Below are 18,252 nucleotides of genomic sequence, written 5' to 3' on the forward strand. Positions count from 1 at the left end.
GGAGAATCTAAGCCAATGACCAGCCACAGACTGATGAAAATGGCGAGCCTGCTGCTTGTCGGCATCTCGACCTTTGCCTTGGAGGCGACCGCTTCCGAGCCGACCGTCGTGCCCCAGCAGCCGGCCTTTCCGGCCGAGGGCAAGATCACCTATGTGCCGCGCGACTCGATCGCCGAGTTCAAGGCGCTGCCGGAATACAAGGAACCGACCTGGGTTACCGAGAAATACGTCAAGACCGGCAAGCTGCCGCCGGTCGCCGAACGGCTGCCGAAGGAGCCGATGGTCTTCAAGACCGGCAACATGCCTGATGGCGTCGGTGTCTATGGCGACACGCTGCGCCACGTCATCGGCGGTCGTCCCGAGGGCTGGAACTACTCAGCCGGCCAGAGCCAGGGTTGGGGGGGCATCGATATCGGCATGTCCGAATGCCTGACGCGTACGGCGCCGCTCTTCCAGGTGGAAGCGAAGGACGTCGAGCCTCTGCCGAACCTTGCCAAGAGCTGGGACTGGTCGTCTGACGGCCACAAGCTGACGATGCATCTGGTCGAGGGCGCCAAGTGGTCGGATGGCGACCTCTTCGATGCCGACGACGTAATGTTCTACTGGGAAGACAACGTGCTCGACCCGAGCGTGACGCCGCTGAACGGCGCGACGCCGGAGACCTTCGGCGCCGGCACGACGCTGAAGAAGATCGACCAGTATACCGTCGAGTGGACCTTCAAGGAGGCCTTCCCGCGCCAGCACCTCTATGCCATGGCCTATGGCACCTTCTGCCCCGGCCCGTCGCATATTCTCAAGGCCAAGCATCCGAAATACGCCGGCACCACCTACGACCAATACAAGAACGCCTTCCCGCCCGAGTACATGAACATCCCGGTCATGGGTGCCTGGGTCCCTGTCGCCTATCGCCCCGACGATATCATCGTGCTGCGCCGAAACCCGTACTATTGGAAGGTCGATGAGGCCGGCAACCAGCTGCCTTACATCAACGAGCTGCACTACAAGCTCTCGACCTGGGCCGACCGCGACGTACAGGCGATTGCCGGTTCCGCCGATCTCTCGAACCTCGAGCAGCCGGAAAACTTCGTGGAGTCGCTGAAGCGCGCGGCCCAGGATACGGCCCCCGCCCGGCTTGCCTTCGGCCCCCGCCTCATCGGCTACAATCTGCACATGAACTTCTCGGCCAATGGCTGGGGTGAGCCGGACGAACGCGCCCAGGCCGTGCGTGAACTCAACCGCAACGAGGATTTCCGCAAGGCGGTGACCATGGCGGTCGACCGCAAGAAGCTCGGCGAGGCGCTCGTAAAGGGCCCCTTCACCGCGATCTATCCCGGCGGGCTTTCCTCCGGCACCAGCTTCTACGACCGGCAATCGACCGTCTACTATCCCTTCGACATCGATGGCGCGAAGGCGCTGCTTGAGAAGGCGGGGCTGAAGGACACCGACGGCAACGGCTTCGTCAACTTCGCGGACGGCAAGGCCGGCGGCAAGGACGTGGAGATCGTGCTTCTGATCGACAACAGCTATGCGACCGACCGCAACCTGGCCGAGGGCCTTATCGGCCAGATGGAAAAGCTCGGCCTCCGGGTGGTTCTGAACTCGCTGGACGGCAAGCAGCGGGACGCGACCAATTACGCCGGCAAGTTCGACTGGATGGTTCACCGCAACGCCGCCGAATATGCCTCCGTCGTGCAGAACACGCCGCAGCTGGCGGCCGCCGGTCCGCGCACCAGCTGGCACCACCGTGCACCGGAAGGCGGTCAGCTTGACCTGATGCCCTTCGAACAGGAACTCGTCGACATCATCAACAAGTTCATCGCCACCAACGACAATGCCGAGCGCGCGAACTTGATGAAGCAGTACCAGAAGGTCGCGACGACGAACCTCGATACAGTCGGCCTTACCGAATATCCGGGCGCGCTGATCATCAACAAGCGCTTCGCCAACGTGCCGACAGGAGCGCCGATCTTCATGTTCAACTGGGCCGAGGACACGATCATGCGCGAGCGTCTCTTTGTCCCCGCCGACAAGCAGGGTGACTTCGAGCTCTTCGCCGAGCAGCTCCCGGGCAAGCCCGGCGAGAAGAGCCTGAGCAACTGATCGAAGGCCGCCCCTCCGGCCTCAAGCCGGAGGGGCGGCGCCTCATCTTAACCGACAGAAGGAAACGGCATGTTCAGGTTTCTGCTTGTCCGCATCGCCTCTGCCATTCCGGTGCTGCTTGTCTTGAGCGTGGCGACCTTCGCCATCATCCAGGCGCCGCCCGGAGACTACAGCGATTACATCCGCTCACAGCTGATCAACCAGGGTGGCGCATCCTATGAGGAAGCCGAAGCCCAGGCGCAGGCCTATCGCAAGGAGCATGGCCTCGATAAGCCGCTGCCGGTTCAATACGTCAACTGGATGACCGGCATCCTGACGCGCGGCGATTTCGGCCACAGCCTCTATTACAACAAGCCTGTTGCCGATGTCGTCGGCGAACGCCTGCCGCGCACGCTGGCATTGGCGCTCGTCTGCCACATCCTGGCGTCCATCATCGGCATATCCTTCGGTATCATCGCCGCGACACGGCAATATTCGTGGATCGACAGCCTGCTTTCGACGGTGGCCTTCCTCGGCATGACGGTGCCGCGCTTCCTGATGGCGCTGATCATCGTCTACATCCTCGTCTTCCATTTCAATGTGAGCGAAATCAACAGCTTCCACTCGGCCCGTTATGGCGGTGCGCCCTGGTCCTGGGACAAATTCGTCGACCTCGTCAAACATGTCTGGCCGGTCGTGGCGATCGCCACTTTCGGCGGCCTCGCCTACAATATGCGGGTGATGCGCGGCAATCTGCTCGACACGCTGAACGCGCAATATGTCGAAACCGCCCGGGCGAAGGGCCTGAGCGAAGGCGCGGTGGTCATGCGCCATGCGGTGCCGAATGCCCTGCATCCGCTGATCATGTATCAGGGCGTTGTGCTGCCCTACATGCTGACCGGCGAGATCGAGACGGCGATCATCTTCGCGCTGCCGACCGTCGGTCCGGCCATCGTCGGCTCCATGTGGGTGGGCGACGTCTATGTCACCGCCACCTTCATGCTGGTTCTGTCGGCGACCCTTATCCTCGGCAACATCATCGCCGACATGCTGTTGGCCGCACTCGATCCGCGCGTGCGTCTCGGAGGAGCCCCGGCATGACCGTCGAGATGCAAACAACCCTTCCGCTCGTCGCCGAACCCAAGAACGAACAGCACAACGAAAGCTATCCTGCGCTCGTCTGGCGCCGGCTGAAGCGCTCCTGGACCGGCATGCTCGGCCTCGTGCTCGTTGGCCTGTTGCTCTTCATGGCGGTCTTTGCCGACTTCCTGTCGCCGGTCGATCCGAAGGCCACGGGCGTCGCCTTTGCGCCGCCGCAGGCGATCAGCTTTACCGATAAGGACGGCAACCTCGTTTTCTCGCCGCGCAGCTATCCGCTCAGCGAAGGTACGGAACTCGACCCGATCACCTTTCAGCCGATCATCGGCCCCGACTACGACAATCCGCAGATCCTTGGCTTCTTCGTCAAGGGCGCCCCCTACAGTCTCTTCGGCCTGATCCCGGCCGAGCGCCATTTCTTTGGCGCGGTCGATGGCTCGCCGGTGCATCTGCTCGGTACCGACAAGTTTGGCCGCGACGTGCTGTCACGCATTCTCGTCGGCTCGCGCATCTCGTTGATGATCGCCCTCATCGTCGTCTCGATCGTCACCATCGTCGGCACGACCGTCGGCATGGCGTCGGGCTATTTCGGCGGCCGCTTCGACGTCTGGACTCAGCGCTTCGTCGAACTGGTACTCGCCTTCCCGCAGTTGCCGCTCTACCTGGCGCTGACGTCGCTGATCCCGGTGACGGCGCCGACCAATGTCTTCCTCGCCTTCGTCATTATCGTCATGTCGGCGCTCGGCTGGGCGCAGATGTCGCGCGAGGTGCGCGGTAAGACGCTGGCGCTTGCCCGCATCGACTATGTGCGGGCGGCGATCGCCGTCGGCGCCAGCGACCGGCGCATCATCTTCCAGCACATCCTGCCGAACGTGATGAGCCATGTGATCGTCGCCGTCACGCTGTCGATCCCGCAGGTGGTGCTGCTTGAATCCTTCCTCGGGTTCCTCGGCTTTGCGGTCAAGCCGCCGCTCATTTCCTGGGGGCTGATGCTGCAGGATACCTCCACCTATTCCGTCATCGGGTCCTATCCCTGGATCCTGTCGCCCGTGGCCTTCGTGCTTGTCACGGTCTTCGCCTTCAATGCGCTTGGCGACGGCCTGCGCGACGCCATCGATCCCTATTGAGGAGGACGCATCATGACAGAGACAATCGACGTCCTCACTGCCGCGCCCTTTGAGCGCAGGGACCTTGCCGAACGCGATGGCCGGCCGGTCATCGACGCCCGCAATGTCGCGGTTCGATTCAAGGTCGAACATGGCACGGTGGAGGCGGTGAAGGATGTTTCCTTCCAGCTCTACCGCGGCGAGACCATCGCCATCGTCGGCGAGTCCGGCTCGGGCAAATCGGTTACCGCGCGCTGCGTCATGGGGCTGCTCTCCAAGCGTGCCACGATCGCCCCGCAATCGCGCATCGACTATGACGGCAAGGACGTGCTGAAATTCTCGCCGCGTCAGCGGCGCGGTTTGCGTGGCAATCGCCTTGCGATGATCTTCCAGGAGCCGATGAGTTCGCTCAATCCGGTCTACACGGTCGGCGCGCAGATCATCGAGGCGATCCGGGCGCATCGCAGGATAAGCCGACGCGCCGCGACCGAGCGGGCGCTGGAGCTCCTGCGCCACGTGCGGATCCCGGACCCGGAGCTTCGGATCAATCAGTATCCACACCAGCTCTCCGGCGGCCAGCGCCAGCGGGTGATGATCGCGATGGCACTCGCCAACGATCCGGATGTGCTGATCGCCGACGAGCCGACGACGGCGCTCGACGTCACCGTCCAGGCGCAGATCCTCAACCTCATCCGAGACCTGCAGCGCGAGCTCGGCATGGCGGTGATCCTGATCACCCACGACCTGACGGTGGTTCGGCAGTTCTCGGACTACGTCTACGTCATGCAGTACGGCGAGGTGAAGGAGCACAACACCACGGCCGGGCTCTTCGCCAACCCGTTGCATGCCTATACCAAACGGCTGCTCTCGTCGGAGCCGTCGGGTGCGGCTAAAACGCTACCGGACAACGCCCCGATCATGCTCGACGGGCGGGACGTGAAGGTCTCCTTCATGCTGAAGAAGGGCGGTCTTTTCCGCTCGCAGTTTTCTGAGTTGGTCGCGGTCGACAAGCTCAGCCTTAATCTGCGCAAGCACGAAACGCTGGGGCTCGTCGGCGAATCCGGATCGGGCAAGACGACCTTCGGCCAGGCGCTGATCCGCCTGCTCAACCCCGATGGCGGCGAGATCTACTTCGACGGCATCCCGATCCACGACAAGGACCGGACCCAGATGCGGCCTCTGCGCTCGCGCATCCAGATCGTCTTTCAGGACCCCTTCGCCTCGCTCAACCCGCGCATGTCGATCGGCCAGATCATCGAGGAGGGGCTGGTCGTCAACGGCATCGGTGAGAACCGCAAGGACCGGCTCGACCGGGTGGTGGATGCGCTTAACGCCGCAGGCATGCCGGGCAACATCCTGTCGCGCTTTCCGCATGAGTTCTCCGGCGGCCAGCGCCAGCGCATTGCGATCGCCCGGGCCATCGCGCTTGAGCCTGAATTCATCCTGCTCGACGAGCCGACTTCGGCGCTCGATCTCTCGGTCCAGGCCCAGATCATCGAACTGCTGCGCAAGCTGCAGGACGAGCGGGGCTTGAGCTACCTCTTCATCTCCCATGACCTCAAGGTCGTGCGCGCGCTCTGCCATCGGGTGGTGGTGATGCAGCACGGCAGAATAGTCGAGGAGGGGCCGGTGAGCGAAATTCTGTCCAATCCCAAGACCGCCTACACCGAAAGGCTCGTGAGAGCCGCCTTCGATGTGGCAGCATGACCGCTAGAAAGCAGAGGCAATCCATGACCAGACAACCCAAGATCACCTTCATCGGCGCCGGCTCCACCGTCTTCATGAAGAACATCATCGGCGACGTACTGCAGCGTCCGGCGCTGTCGGCCGCGACGATCGCGCTGATGGACGTGAACCCCGAGCGCCTCGGCGAAAGCGAGGTCGTCGCCGGCAAGCTGGTGCGCACGCTCGGCGTCAAGGCTGATATCGAGACCCATTCCAACCAGAAAAAGGCGCTGGAGGGTGCGGACTTCGTCGTCGTCGCCTTCCAGATCGGCGGCTTTGAGCCCTGCACGGTCACCGATTTCGAGGTGCCGAAGAAGTACGGCCTGCGCCAGACCATTGCCGATACGCTCGGCGTCGGCGGCATCATGCGCGGCCTTCGCACCGTGCCGCATCTCTGGAAGATCTGCGAGGACATGCTGCAGGTCTGCCCGAACGCGATCCTGCTGCAATACGTCAACCCGATGGCGATCAACACCTGGGCGATCTCCGAGAAGTATCCGACGATCCGTCAGGTCGGCCTTTGCCATTCTGTCCAGGGCACGGCCTACGAGCTTTCACGCGATCTCGACATCCCGGTTTCGGAGATCCGCTACCGCGCCGCCGGCATCAACCACATGGCCTTCTTCCTCAAGTTCGAACACAAACAGGCCGACGGCAGCTTCCGCGATCTCTATCCGGATCTGGTGCGCGGCTACCGCGAAGGCCGCTTCCCCAAGCCCAGCCACTGGAACCCGCGCTGCCCCAACAAGGTGCGCTACGAGATGCTGACGCGGCTCGGCTATTTCGTCACCGAAAGCTCCGAGCATTTCGCCGAGTACACGCCCTATTTCATCAAGGACGGCCGTCCCGACCTGATCGAGAAGTTCGGCATCCCGCTCGACGAGTACCCGAAGCGCTGCGTCGAGCAGATCGAGCGCTGGAAGGGGCAGGCGGCTGCCTTCAAGGAAGCCGAGACGATCGAAGTGGCCGAGAGCCACGAATACGCGTCTTCGATCATGAACTCGGTCTGGACCGGCGAACCCTCCGTCATCTACGGCAACCTCAGGAACAACGGCTGCATCACCTCGCTGCCGGAAAATTGCGCCGCTGAAGTTCCCTGCCTGGTCGATGCCTCCGGTATCCAGCCGACCTTCATCGGCGATCTGCCGCCGCAGCTGACGGCGCTGATCCGCACCAACATCAACGTGCAGGAGCTGACGGTTCAGGCGCTCATGACCGAGAACCGCGAGCATCTCTACCACGCCGCAATGATGGATCCGCACACGGCGGCCGAGCTCGATCTCGACCAGATCTGGTCGCTCGTCGACGACCTGCTCGTCGCGCATCGCGACTGGATCCCGGAATGGGCGCGCGTGTCGAAAAAGGTCCAGGCAGCCTGACTTTTTCTCCCGGTCAGGCCGCGTCGAGCCCCGGAACCGCATGTCGTCTTCCCCCATGTCCTAGCCGATTTACGGGGCAAGACCGACAGCGCCGGTTCCGGGGCTTGTTCTTCTCAAGCTGTTACGGCTGCCGCCAGCGGCAACACGATCCGCATGCAGGCGCCGCCGGACGCCGAGCGGGAGACGTCGACGTAGCCGCCATGCAGGTGCACGATCTTCTGCACGAGGTTGAGGCCGAGGCCCGCGCCCTTGCCGTCCTTGCGCAGCCGCTGAAACGGCTCGAAGATCCGGTCGGTTTCGCTGCGCGGAATGCCGTCGCCGTCGTCGCAGACATCGATCACGCCCTGAGGATCGACCTTGACCGTGATTGTGCCGCGCCTTCCGCCGTGGTCGATGGCGTTCTGCACGAGATTGGTGAGCGCTCGCTCCAGCGACGCCTCGTCTCCCGCCACGATGACAGGGTGTTGATCGGCCTCGAATGTCATCTCGTAACCTGCCCCGAAGCCAAGTGGCGCGAGCGCGACGATCACCCGCTCGGCAAGCGCTGCGAGATCGATGGGCCTGAAATCATCCCTCTGGGCGTCGAGACGTTCGAGATCGAGAAGCTGGCCCGCCAGAATGGAAAGGCGCGTCACGTCCTCGTTGAGGCGGGTCTTGTCCGGTCCCGGCGGCAATGAGGCGATGCGAGCGCCGAGAATGGCAACCGGCGTGCGCAACTCATGCGCCGCCTGGGCCAGGAAGCGCTTGTGTCTCGTATAGCCGTCATCGAGCCTTGTCAGCGCATCGTTGACGGCCGTCACCAGCGGCAGAAACTCATTGGGAACACCCGTCACCGGCATCTGGATGCCGCGCTGGTCATATTCGATGTGGGCGGCATGTGAGGCCGCGTGCGACAGGCCCGAGAGCATCCTTCGAACGACGATCGGGGTGACGACCACGGTCGCAAAGGCGAGCAGTAGCAGCATCGGCACGAAGATGCTGAGGAAGGCGCCGGTGGTGCTGAGCAGCAGGCGGCCGAGCGTCAATTGTCCCTCCGTGCCGCTGAAGATCTGGACCATGCCGGCCGGCGACTCGAGCCATTTGACGACCGCTTCCGGACGGGCGTTCTTGTCGGGCGAAAGCCGGAAGCGGGCGTCGTTCATGCGCTCGAGCCCGGCGACCGCAAAGGCGAATTCTTCCGGCACCGTGCCCTCCGAGAGGCTGTGCCCTTGTCTGTCGCGAACGATGAACCAGATCTTTCCCGCCTGTTGGCGCAGCCGCTGCAGCTCCGGCGTTTCCTGAAGTTCGAGCCCGCCATCGGCTTTGCGGGTGATCGCGTCCTTCAAGACGTCAACATTGCCGTTCTCGTAGCCGTCGATGAGATAGCCGGTCACCCAGAGCAGGCCGACCGCAATGGCGATGACGACAAGGGTCGCTACCGTTTCGAACAGCACGAGCCAGCCGACGAGCCGCCATTTGAAGGAATGGGAAGCGCGGCCGCTCATTGGTCTTCTCTGAGAAGATAGCCGACGCCGCGGATGCCGTTGATGGTCACGCCCGCGTCTGCGTCCGCCAGCTTGCGGCGCACGCGCGAGATATGGGTGTCGAGCGCATTGGACTGGATCTCGTCGTCGAGCCCGAACACGGCTTCCATAAGGGCGGCACGCAGCACCATGCGTCCCATGCGACGGGTCAGCGTTTCAAGCACCAGAAGCTCGCGCCGCGGCATCTTCAGCGGCGTGCCGGCCACACTCGCCTCGCAATGGGCGAGATCGAAGGAGAGCCGACCGACGGTGACGACATCGGATTGCACCGGAACCGGGCGACGAGCAAGCGCGCGCAGCCGCGCCAGCAGTTCCTCGAAGGCGAAGGGCTTGCCGATATAGTCGTCGGCGCCGCCATCGAGCCCCGCCACCCGGTCGGCGAGGTCGTCGAGCGCCGTCAGCATCAGCACCGGCACGGTGTTGCCGCGCGCCCGTATCACGGGGATGAGCGAGAGCCCGTCGCCATCGGGCAGCTTGCGATCGAGCACGACCACGTCATAGACGGCGTCGTTGAGGATCAGCGCGGCCTCAGCGAGATCGCGCGCATGATCGGCGATCATCCGGTGATGGCTCAACGCGGCCTTCAGCGCCCCCGCGAGCTCCTTCTCATCTTCGACCAGCAAGACCCGCATGAATGCGCTTTACCCCGTGCAACGTGCCTACGCGCGCGATCCTAGTGCCGCTTGATTGAGGGAACCTGTCATCCCGCCGCAAGGTAATCCCGATCTTTGTCGCCGCACAATCATTCGTTGCGGGCGCCCTGCATGACATGCTGTCTCAATCTTGATCCTTAGGCTGTGCAGCAGTGAAACCTCAAGAACGGGGTTCGCGGACAAAGCCAACCCGGATCACGGCGCATGACATTCAGCAAACGGACGTCGCCTACACTCAGACAACGCAGGGAAAGGCCGGCTGGCTGGCGTGCAGCGCATCCGGTTGCACTTGCGCGCGCAGGTCGGTTCCTGCGTCACGGTATCTTGGCGCTCGCTCTTGCCACCGCCGGCTGCGCCGGCCCGGACGTGACGCCCACAAACAGGCGACTTGAATTGACGACGGGTGCCGTGCCGCTTGCGCAGTCGACGTTTGATGTGAGCGACACCGGCATTATCCTTGCCTTTTCCGGTGGCGGCGCCCGCTCTGCTGCCTTCGGCTACGGCGTCCTGTCGGCGTTGGCCGAGGCGCCGTCCCCGGGCGAGCGAGGGCGCCGGCTTGCCGACGATGTCGCGGTTGTTGCCGGCGTCTCCGGAGGTGCTGTGCTCGCCTCCTATTTTGCCTTGAACGGCCGCGCGGGCCTTGAGGATTTCCGCAAGCGGTTTCTCGGACGCGATGTCGAGGCCTCGCTCAAGACGTCGTTTTCACCGCCCAATATCCTGCGCGGCTATCGCGGCGGGGTGAACGATCTCTCCGGTTTTCCGGCCTGGCTCGACGCCAACCTGTTTAACGGCGCAACGCTCGGCAACATCTCGCGCTCCGGCCATCCGCGCCTGGTGATCCACGCGACCGATCTCTATAACCGCGCACCGTTCATCTTCGACCGCGCCTCGTTCACCGCCATCTGCAGCAGCTACGACGACTATCCGCTCGCCTATGCGGTTGCGGCCTCGGCCGCCGTCCCGGTCGTTTTCGCGCCGCTGACCTTGCAGAACTTCCGAAGCGGTTGCGAGGCGTTGCCGGAAGCGAAAACACAGAAGACAGGGGTTCGCGCGCCGGGCTCGCTCGTTGCGCGCGAATACGCTGGCTCCCTCAGGCGCTATGAAACGGCAAGGGATCTCAACTATCTGAAACTCTACGATGGCGGCCTGGTCGATGGCGTCGGAACGCAAAGCCTGCTGCACCTGATGGGCCGGGGTGCTCCGGAACCCATCCCAGCGGAGCGCGCCTTCCGTCTCAGGCATTTGGTTGTCATCGTCGTCGATGCCTCCACGCGGATCGGCGGGGACATCTCGAAGACAGTCGACAACCCCAAGGCTCCCGATGCGATCGTCGCCGCCATCGACGCGATGATCAATATTCCCAATCTTCAGAGCTTCGATGCGCTGCGCGATCATCTGCCGGCCTGGCGGGAAAGCTTCGTGACTTGGCGGTGCGGCAGCAGCGGCGCCAAGCGGGGCTGCGGCGATCTCGATGTCGATATCATCCGGCTGGCGCTGTCGGATGTATCCGACCCGGTGCTGGCGCGGCGGATCCTCGGGCTGCACAATCGGCTGAGCCTCAACGAAAAGGACGTCGATTTTCTTGCGGATCTCGGCCGGCGCCTGTTGCGCGACAATGCCGGCTATCGGCGGTTCCTCGACCGCGTCAACCATGGCGGGCCGAAGCTGGCCCGCGCGGATTGAGAGGTTGCAGACTGAGAAGGCAGGTTAGCGAGAGCCTGCCGGCTCAGTTCGCCCGTGCCTCCAGCCAGTCGTGCCACTGGTCCTCGCTGCCGTGGAAGACGTTGAGGTCGATCTTGCCATCGACGCCTTGAGAAAGGCCAGAACCGGAATACTGCCAGAACAGCCACTTGCGGTTCGGGTAGACGATCGACGGGTGCTGGGCGACGGCACGCAGCCAGAACGGATAGTTCTTGAAAGCGCCCTGCAGGTTGTCGGCGTAGAAGTCCGGCGCCGTGTAGATGATAGGACGCTGGCCGTAATGGGCCTCGAGCTTGTCCATGAACACCTGCATCTTTTCGCGCACGCGCTCGGGCGACAAGCGACGCTTGCAGCTCGATTCGCCGTTATATTCGACGTCGATGACAGGCGGCAGCGCGCCCGGTTCACGCGGAACGTTGCGGATGAACCAGTCGGCCTGTTCGCCGGCCGTGCGGCACCAGTAGAAGAAGTGATAGGCGCCGCGGCGGATGCCGGCCGCCTTGGCAGCGCGCCAGTTCTTCTTGAACATCGGGTCGAGGTGGTCGCCGCCATCGGTCGCCTTGATGAAGGCGAAGTTCGCCCCTTGTGTACGCAGCCGAGCCCAGTCGATGTCAGCCTGCCAGCGCGAGACGTCGACGCCATGCACGGCCATCTTGCGCGGATTTTTGGCGCGGCCGAAGTTGATCGGCTTGGCGTCACGGAAACGATGACCGTAGATCCGCGAGCGGCCCTGTGGCATCGCCTGGGTCACCGGATTTTCCGGCGCGACGAAAGCGACCGGCCGCGCGTCCGGAACAGGCGCGGCGAGCGTCGTCGTGGTGTTTGCCGCGGGTGCAAAGGCTTCCGGCTCCGGCACCGGTCCGGCCCAGGCGAGCATTTCTTGGGGCGGTGCCGATTGAACGTTCTGCGGCGGCGTCATCTGCGCGACCCGCGCGCCGACATTGGCGGCGGGCACCGGTGCGGCCGACATCGCGACCGAACTCGTCGTTTCGCGCGAGGGCGGCGCGATGGTGTCCAGGCTCGAACTGGAGGAGCAGCCCGAAATGAGGCCGGCAAAAAGGATTGCGGTCGCAGCTGAAAGACGCATGGGCACCCGTACGCAAAACAAGGTCGACGGCGATCGCCGGCCGACAGGTGTGAAATAGCTAACGGAAGCTTACCCAAAAAGTTTGAATCCAATCTTACCAAGCGAACCCAATTTCACGCACTGGAGGTTGCATCGGGCCGGGCACTTTGACGCAGGCGTGGTGGCGCTGTCAGCTGGACGAATGTTCGATGCCGGTGCCTGTCCGTTGCCGGCGGCTGGTGCGGAATTCGAGGTTGCGGGCGATGGTGTCGTCGAGCGCGCCGGACGCGTCGGTGATCATCGTCGGCGCAAAATGCGAACGGAAACCCTCGCCGACCCGGAAGGCTGGTGTGTAGAGCGGGCCGAGCGGCTGTGTCGTCGTCACATAGGTGAGATTTTCGTCGCTTCCCGAGCGCGTCGGCAGGCCGTGGCGATGCAGGACCGAAGGAAGCGCGAGGCGCAGGCTGTTGGCCAGTAGGTGGATCATCTGCCGCCCGGAAAGCGAGTGGCGGTAGTTGCGGTAGAACCCCAGGCAATGGCGCAGGATACGGGCGCGGTTGCCGTCGAGGCGCGACAACTTGCGGGCAAAGAGGGCCACGTCCTCAAGACCATCGAGCGGACGGGTCATCAGGGTGAAGCCATCCATGTCGCGCAGCTTGGCCGAGGGCAGGAAGCGTTCGTCGGCGACGCACTCGTCGAAGAGCGGCGTGCCGAGCAGCGGGATCGTCAGGCTCAGGAACGCCGGCAGAGGCATCGTGGTTTCGCCGGTGATGAAGGCGAGCTCCTCCTGCATAGCCTCGATCGTCTGCGACGACGGATCGAACATCAAGCCATACTGGAAGGCGACGCCGGCGTTGAGGCAGGTCTGGATCGCCTCCAGTTGCGGCACCACCAGGTTCTGCTTTTTCTGGTAGCGTTTCAGTTGCGCTTCGTTCAGCGTTTCGACGCCGCTGAAAAGGCCGAGACAGCCGGCCGCCCGCACGGCTTCCAGATTGGCGGGATCGCGGAAGAAGTCGCCGGTGACGAGCGCAATCCAGCCCTGAAACAGCCCCTCCCGCCACAGCGATCGGATCACGTCGAGCTTGTCATAGAAGACGTCCTTGCTGTTGCCGTAGAAGTTGTTGTCGATGAACAGCACGTATTTCTTCGGCGGGGCGTTGCGCAGCTGCGCCTCGATATAGGCGGGGTCGTAGCTGTGATAGCGTCTGCCTTCGGCGGTTAGCGCACAGAAGCTGCACTTGAAATTGCAGTAGCGGCTCGTCTCGATGTAGCTGACCGGACCGCGCCAATTGGCAAGGTCGAAGCGCGGCAGGATCGTCTCGGAGACGGCCCATTCGCCAAACACCTCCCTGATGACCGCCTGCATCTCCTCGACGTCACCGTCGCAGGCGTAGTCGAAGGTTTCGGCGCTCGAAACCGGCAGATTGCGCACGACCGGCCCGCCCGCGACGACGACGCAACCGGGCGACTTGGTGCGGGCATAGGCCGTCAGGTGCTGCATCCGGTCGAAGGCTGCGGTCACGCCCGTCAACACCAGCATGTCGAGGTCGGCAAAGGCTGCCTCGTCGACGAGCGGTCCGTCATGGAATTCGCTGTAGGCGCGAAGGTCCACGCGGTCGCGGGCAAAGGCGCCCGCCAGGAACAGGTGGCCGGTTCCCTGGGGGATGAAGTCGGGGCGGCCCCTGGGGTTCCGGGTTTCGTCGAAATGGGCTAGCACGATCAGGATGCGGGGAGGACTGGGACGGTTCATGCGCGGCTCCCCTGAGATCTGGCAAACTGGACATGCGGCGCCTGGTCGGTTTGGCCAAGCGGAAGAACCTCGCACCACGTGGCCCGGCGCAGCGAAAACATCGTCTCGAACGCCTGGCGCGCTTCGGCGTCTCTCGGTCCGGCGGCATGCTGCAGGGCGGCCAGCGCGACGGCCGGCATCTCCAGCCGGATCGCCTCCGCGAGGGCATACTGGGTGACGCGCTCGGCGCGGCGTTGTTGGCCGCGGCGCAGATGCAGGGTCGCTTCGCCGAGCGCTGCCACCGGTCGGCCGATCGGGTAAACCCGCGCAAAGCGCTCGAGTTTTCTAAGAACGAGCTGTGCGGCCAGCAGGTCGCCTCCGTCAGGGTCGCTGGCGACATCGAAGAGACGGGCGAGCGCCGGTAGCGTTCGCGTCTTCATCGCCGGGTTGAGCGTCTCGCACCAGGAAAGCGCGCGCTCGAGCCAGCTTGCGGCCTCCGTGCTGTTGCCCCGTCGCCGGGCGGCCTCGCTCAGAAGCGATGCGCCTTCGATCGAATGGACGAGTTCCAGCCCGTCACCCTTTTCGCGAAGGATCTGTTCGAGTTCGTCGAGGTCGGTGTCGATCGCGTTCCAGCGGCCAAGTGCTGCGTGGCCCCTGAGACGGCCGAGCAGGCCGCAGCCGAGCACCTGCATGTCCCCGCGCCGGCGCCCTTCCTCGCAGATCCGCTGCACGAGGATCTCCCAGGGCGCGATGCCCTCGAAGGCGGAGGTCAAAAGCCAAGGGCCGGAAATCGTCTCCAGCCCGACCGCCACTTCGCACCAGCGCCTCAGGTCGCCGACCGTCGCCGCATTGTTCAGGCCGGCCTCGAACGCCCGCTTGCCCGCGTGCCAATGACCGATGCCGATCTGGTACATGCCCGACAGTAAGTCGACCCGCACGCGCGTTCCCAACTGGTCGACGCGTTCGGAAAGTGCTGCCGCCAGCCGACTGTAGTGTTCGGCCTGGCTGTGCAGCGGGATCACGCCGCATATGGCGCCGAGGCTGGCATAATTGGCGGCGGTCGTCGGGGAGACGTATTTGTTTCTTTCGGCAAGGTTCGTCGCCCTCAGCGTCGCATGGATCAGCCGCAGCTTCTCGCTGGTGAAGTAATAGATCCGCGTCAGGTCCTCATGCGCCTTCGCCGCAAGCAGGAAGGGATCGGACGGCGATCGCGAGATTTCGCGCTTCAGGATCCAGTCCGCGTCGCGGTGGATGGTGCGCCGCCACACCTGTTCGGCGAGATCGAGTACGAGATGCAGCGCGAGGCCGGCAGAGGTGCGCGGCAGCGGCAGGCCGGAAAGCCGCAGGCCTTCCTCATAGGCATGGCGGGCCGCTTCGGCGCGGCCAAGATTGAGGCTGGCTTCGCCGAGCAGGAAGCAGGCGGCCGCCCGTCTTGCCGGTAGAATGGTGATCGAAAGGTCGCGCGCTGTCTTGAAGAAGCGCTCGATCAGATCGACGACGGCGGCGTTGTCGAACTGGCGCAGCCGCAGTTCGGCAACGCGGTCCAGATAGTTGAAGGCCTGCGCGGCGTCGCCTGCGCGCTCCCAGTGGCTGAGCACGCGCGGCAGGTTTTCCGCATTGTCCGGCTGCCCGCCTTCCTCCATCGCCTTGGCGATCGCGCGATGCGCTTCATGGCGCTGTTCCGACAGCAGGCTTTCGTAGATCGCCTGGCGGATGACGGCATGGCTGAACATGAACCGGCCCGGGCGGTCGTCGGCGGGCTTGATCAGATGCGCCGCCTGCAGCCGCTCGATGCTCGCCTCGATGTCCAGTGCCGTCTTCCTGATCGGCGGCAGAGCGCCAAGCTCGGCAAGCGAGAAGGTCGCGCCCATGGCGCTTGCGATCTTCAGGAGAACCTGCAGCTCTGCCGGAAGCTGGTCGGTGCGGGCAATCACGGTAACCTTGGCGGTGTTGAGCAGGGTCGCATCGTTCGAGCGGGGCTCGGAGAGCAGCGAGACGGCTGCGGCAGGCTCGGCCGCCTTGGGCAGCCGGCGCTCGCCGATCATCCGGCAGATTTCGCAAATCAGCAGCGGGTTTCCGGCCGACTGCGCATAGACCGCCTCGCCGAAGCCGTCGGCGGGGGAGTTGCTGCCGATCGATGCGCGAACGAGCGCGATCGTGCCCTCGAAGTCGAGCGGCAAAAGATCGAGCGTCTGGGCGCCGTTGTGGTGCAGGCCGGTCCACCGGGTCAGGTCTTCCTGTGTGCGGGTCGTCCGGGTCGATACGACCACCGGCACGGGTGCCGCCCCTGAAACCAGCCGCCCGAGCAGCTGGCCGGACGCCTCGTCGAGCCAGTGCACATCTTCGAGCACGACGAAGCCCTGTCCCCCGGCGAGACTGTCGGCCATGAGCTCGCTCAGCAGCTCGCGCAGCCGATGGGAGCGCCCGTCGCCGGACATGGCCCGGGTCTCCGGCGTGTCCGGCAAGGTGAGGTTGATGGCATCGTTGAGCAGCGGCGCGAGGGAAGCAAGCTCCGGTCTTTCCGCAAAGAAGAGCGCCACCTGGTCCGTGGCCTCGACGCCGCGCAGATCGCCGATACCGAGCAGGTCGCGGATAACCCCACGCCAGGCGAAATAGGGGACGTCGCTTTCGATGTCGTCGGCATTGCCGACGAGCACGCGGTTGCCGCGGTCGCGACAGCGCTCGACGAAGGCGCGCAGAAGGGCCGACTTCCCGACGCCGGAATCGCCCTTGACGATCATGATGCCGGACTGCCCCCTGGGCGCGCTTTCGAGATAGGCGGAAAGGGCCGTCATTTCGGCCGCACGGTTGAGGAGTGCCGGTGACTTGGTGTCGATCGTTGCGACCGTCTCGGCAATCGGCGCGAAGGCAGACACGCCGCCGCGCACGCCCGGTATGGCCAGCGACCACGGTCCGGAGAAGGCGATCTGGCTGGCCGTCTCCTTTGCCGTCGCCTGGTCGACAAGGATGCGCCCGGCGGCAACGCTTGCCAGGCGCGCGGCCATGTTCACGGCGGCGCCGACCACCGTGTAGTCCGCGCGGTGGCTGGCGCCGAGCGCGCCACAGAAGCTTTCGCCGGTGGAGATGCCGGCCGAGAGGCCGATATCGGGATCGTCGAGCTCGCCTGAAAGACGCAGCGCCGCAACGATCGCGCGGCGCGCATTGTCGGCATGTTTGGGGCCGGGCAGACCGAAGACCGCGAAGATCTCGAGACTGTTTGCGTGAAGGGCCGTATGGAGGATTTCCCCGCCGGTGCGGCCGACAACGGCGATCGACCGTGCAACGAGCTGGTTCAGCCGATCGAGATCTTTCTCGAGGTCCGGGCCAACGATATGCACGAACAGGGCCGTAATGGTTCTCAGGTCCGCCAGCCACTCCGAAAGCGGCGAGAGAAGCCGACCGCGCAGCGAAAGCGGCAGGTAGGCTTCAAGCCGCTTGCTGGCGAAGCCCGAAAGGGGGTGGGGCTGCCCGGTTGCGGTCGAATAGGGATCGATGCGTTCGAGGCGGGCGGTGCCCTCCCGGCCGGGCCGGCCGGTTGCCCGCTTGCCGATCAGCTGCCACACGGCGTCGGAGACGAGAATTTCGCCGGCATCGCTCAAAAGGCCGCAATGGTCCGCCTGCGCCAGGCAGTCGCCGCCGACGATCAGCCAGCGCTGGTCGATGCGGGGAACGAGGTGCAGCAGGGTGATGGTGCCGACGCCGACGGCGATGCGCAGCTGCAGCGCGTCCTCCGGCCCGCCCGGGCCGCCGATCTCTTCACGGATGCGGCCGGCACAATAGCAGCTGCGCCAGGCGGCCTGCTCCAGCTCGCTGTCGGTGGCGGCCTGCCAGCCGGCAAGCAGGCTGTCGCCGGCAAAGCTCAACACGGTGCCACCATGTTCCTCGATATGCCGGACGAGCGGCCCCATGTAGCCGTTGAGCAGCCGGCTCACCCGTTCGGCGCCGGCGGCGCGGTCGCTTTCGGACCATTTGGCGGTCAGGCGGGTAAAACCGGAGATGTCGGCGAACAGCAAGGCGCCGGGAAAGTCCTCGCGCGTCGGGCCAGCCGAATCCGTCGCCGCCGGGGCAGACCATCGAACCAGGGCTCCCGACAGGTAACGTTGGAATTCATTCTTGCCGGCGCCACCTACCACGCAAAATTCTCCCCAAGATTTTAGAGTAACATGCCTCCTTTCGCACTTAAAGGCCGCCCG

General features: G+C 64.4%; 11 protein-coding genes. 6 read left to right on the forward strand and 5 right to left on the reverse strand.

The genetic code is table 11. The annotated features are described in order from the left end of the window. Positions 1-15 precede the first annotated feature (15 nt). From ASD63_RS12230 to ASD63_RS12250, 5 genes are all read left to right on the forward strand, one after another. Entirely contained in the window at positions 16-2,100 is a 2,085-nt protein-coding gene (locus tag ASD63_RS12230; protein ID WP_060529355.1) for an ABC transporter substrate-binding protein, read from the forward strand. 69 nt (positions 2,101-2,169) lie between these two features. Then, positions 2,170-3,180 carry an ABC transporter permease gene (locus tag ASD63_RS12235; protein WP_060521888.1) on the forward strand — a complete coding sequence of 337 codons (1,011 nt, stop codon included), beginning with the start codon at positions 2,170-2,172 and terminating at the stop codon, positions 3,178-3,180. After that, positions 3,177-4,304 carry an ABC transporter permease gene (locus ASD63_RS12240; protein ID WP_060529356.1) on the forward strand — a complete coding sequence of 376 codons (1,128 nt, stop codon included), beginning with the start codon at positions 3,177-3,179 and terminating at the stop codon, positions 4,302-4,304. The genes ASD63_RS12235 and ASD63_RS12240 overlap by 4 nt, the downstream gene beginning before the upstream one ends. A 12-nt stretch (positions 4,305-4,316) precedes the next feature. Further along, a complete protein-coding gene (locus tag ASD63_RS12245; RefSeq protein ID WP_060529357.1) occupies positions 4,317-5,990 on the forward strand; it encodes an ABC transporter ATP-binding protein in 1,674 nt (557 codons plus the stop codon). A gap of 23 nt (positions 5,991-6,013) precedes the next feature. Beyond that, on the forward strand, positions 6,014-7,387 hold the full coding sequence (locus ASD63_RS12250) for an alpha-glucosidase/alpha-galactosidase (RefSeq protein ID WP_060529358.1): 1,374 nt from the start codon (positions 6,014-6,016) through the stop codon (positions 7,385-7,387). Between the two features lie 113 nt (positions 7,388-7,500). Here the strand turns inward: ASD63_RS12250 and ASD63_RS12255 are convergent, their stop codons facing one another. Then, positions 7,501-8,871: a HAMP domain-containing sensor histidine kinase gene (locus ASD63_RS12255; RefSeq protein ID WP_060529359.1), complete on the reverse strand. Its 1,371-nt coding sequence runs from the start codon at positions 8,869-8,871 to the stop codon at positions 7,501-7,503. Further along, on the reverse strand, positions 8,868-9,542 hold the full coding sequence (locus tag ASD63_RS12260) for a response regulator transcription factor (RefSeq protein ID WP_034798445.1): 675 nt from the start codon (positions 9,540-9,542) through the stop codon (positions 8,868-8,870). Before ASD63_RS12260 ends, ASD63_RS12255 begins: the two co-directional genes overlap by 4 nt. Before the next feature lie 414 nt (positions 9,543-9,956). Between ASD63_RS12260 and ASD63_RS12265 the strand changes: the two genes are divergently transcribed. Then, on the forward strand, positions 9,957-11,246 hold the full coding sequence (locus ASD63_RS12265; protein ID WP_060529360.1) for a patatin-like phospholipase family protein: 1,290 nt from the start codon (positions 9,957-9,959) through the stop codon (positions 11,244-11,246). A 43-nt stretch (positions 11,247-11,289) separates the two neighbouring features. Here ASD63_RS12265 and ASD63_RS12270 read toward each other — a convergent pair whose 3' ends face one another. The 3 genes from ASD63_RS12270 to ASD63_RS12280 form a co-directional block, all read right to left on the reverse strand. Continuing rightward, positions 11,290-12,351 (reverse strand): GH25 family lysozyme, encoded by a 1,062-nt coding sequence (locus ASD63_RS12270; protein WP_034798446.1) that lies wholly within the window; start codon positions 12,349-12,351, stop codon positions 11,290-11,292. A 169-nt stretch (positions 12,352-12,520) separates the two neighbouring features. After that, positions 12,521-14,080 (reverse strand): radical SAM protein, encoded by a 1,560-nt coding sequence (locus tag ASD63_RS12275; protein ID WP_060529361.1) that lies wholly within the window; start codon positions 14,078-14,080, stop codon positions 12,521-12,523. Beyond that, positions 14,077-18,192 carry an adenylate/guanylate cyclase domain-containing protein gene (locus ASD63_RS12280; RefSeq protein WP_060529362.1) on the reverse strand — a complete coding sequence of 1,372 codons (4,116 nt, stop codon included), beginning with the start codon at positions 18,190-18,192 and terminating at the stop codon, positions 14,077-14,079. Before ASD63_RS12280 ends, ASD63_RS12275 begins: the two co-directional genes overlap by 4 nt. Between the last annotated feature and the right edge of the window lie 60 nt (positions 18,193-18,252).

Origin of the sequence: Ensifer sp. Root558 (assembly GCF_001427045.1) — a bacterium.
Taxonomy (GTDB): domain Bacteria; phylum Pseudomonadota; class Alphaproteobacteria; order Rhizobiales; family Rhizobiaceae; genus Ensifer; species Ensifer adhaerens.

Coding starts and splice junctions, on each gene's coding strand:
- ASD63_RS12230 (WP_060529355.1), top strand. CDS start 16: ATGACCAGCCACAGACTGATGAAAATGGCGAGCCTGCTGCTTGTCGGC.
- ASD63_RS12235 (WP_060521888.1), top strand. CDS start 2,170: ATGTTCAGGTTTCTGCTTGTCCGCATCGCCTCTGCCATTCCGGTGCTG.
- ASD63_RS12240 (WP_060529356.1), top strand. CDS start 3,177: ATGACCGTCGAGATGCAAACAACCCTTCCGCTCGTCGCCGAACCCAAG.
- ASD63_RS12245 (WP_060529357.1), top strand. CDS start 4,317: ATGACAGAGACAATCGACGTCCTCACTGCCGCGCCCTTTGAGCGCAGG.
- ASD63_RS12250 (WP_060529358.1), top strand. CDS start 6,014: ATGACCAGACAACCCAAGATCACCTTCATCGGCGCCGGCTCCACCGTC.
- ASD63_RS12255 (WP_060529359.1), bottom strand. CDS start 8,871: ATGAGCGGCCGCGCTTCCCATTCCTTCAAATGGCGGCTCGTCGGCTGG.
- ASD63_RS12260 (WP_034798445.1), bottom strand. CDS start 9,542: ATGCGGGTCTTGCTGGTCGAAGATGAGAAGGAGCTCGCGGGGGCGCTG.
- ASD63_RS12270 (WP_034798446.1), bottom strand. CDS start 12,351: ATGCGTCTTTCAGCTGCGACCGCAATCCTTTTTGCCGGCCTCATTTCG.
- ASD63_RS12275 (WP_060529361.1), bottom strand. CDS start 14,080: ATGAACCGTCCCAGTCCTCCCCGCATCCTGATCGTGCTAGCCCATTTC.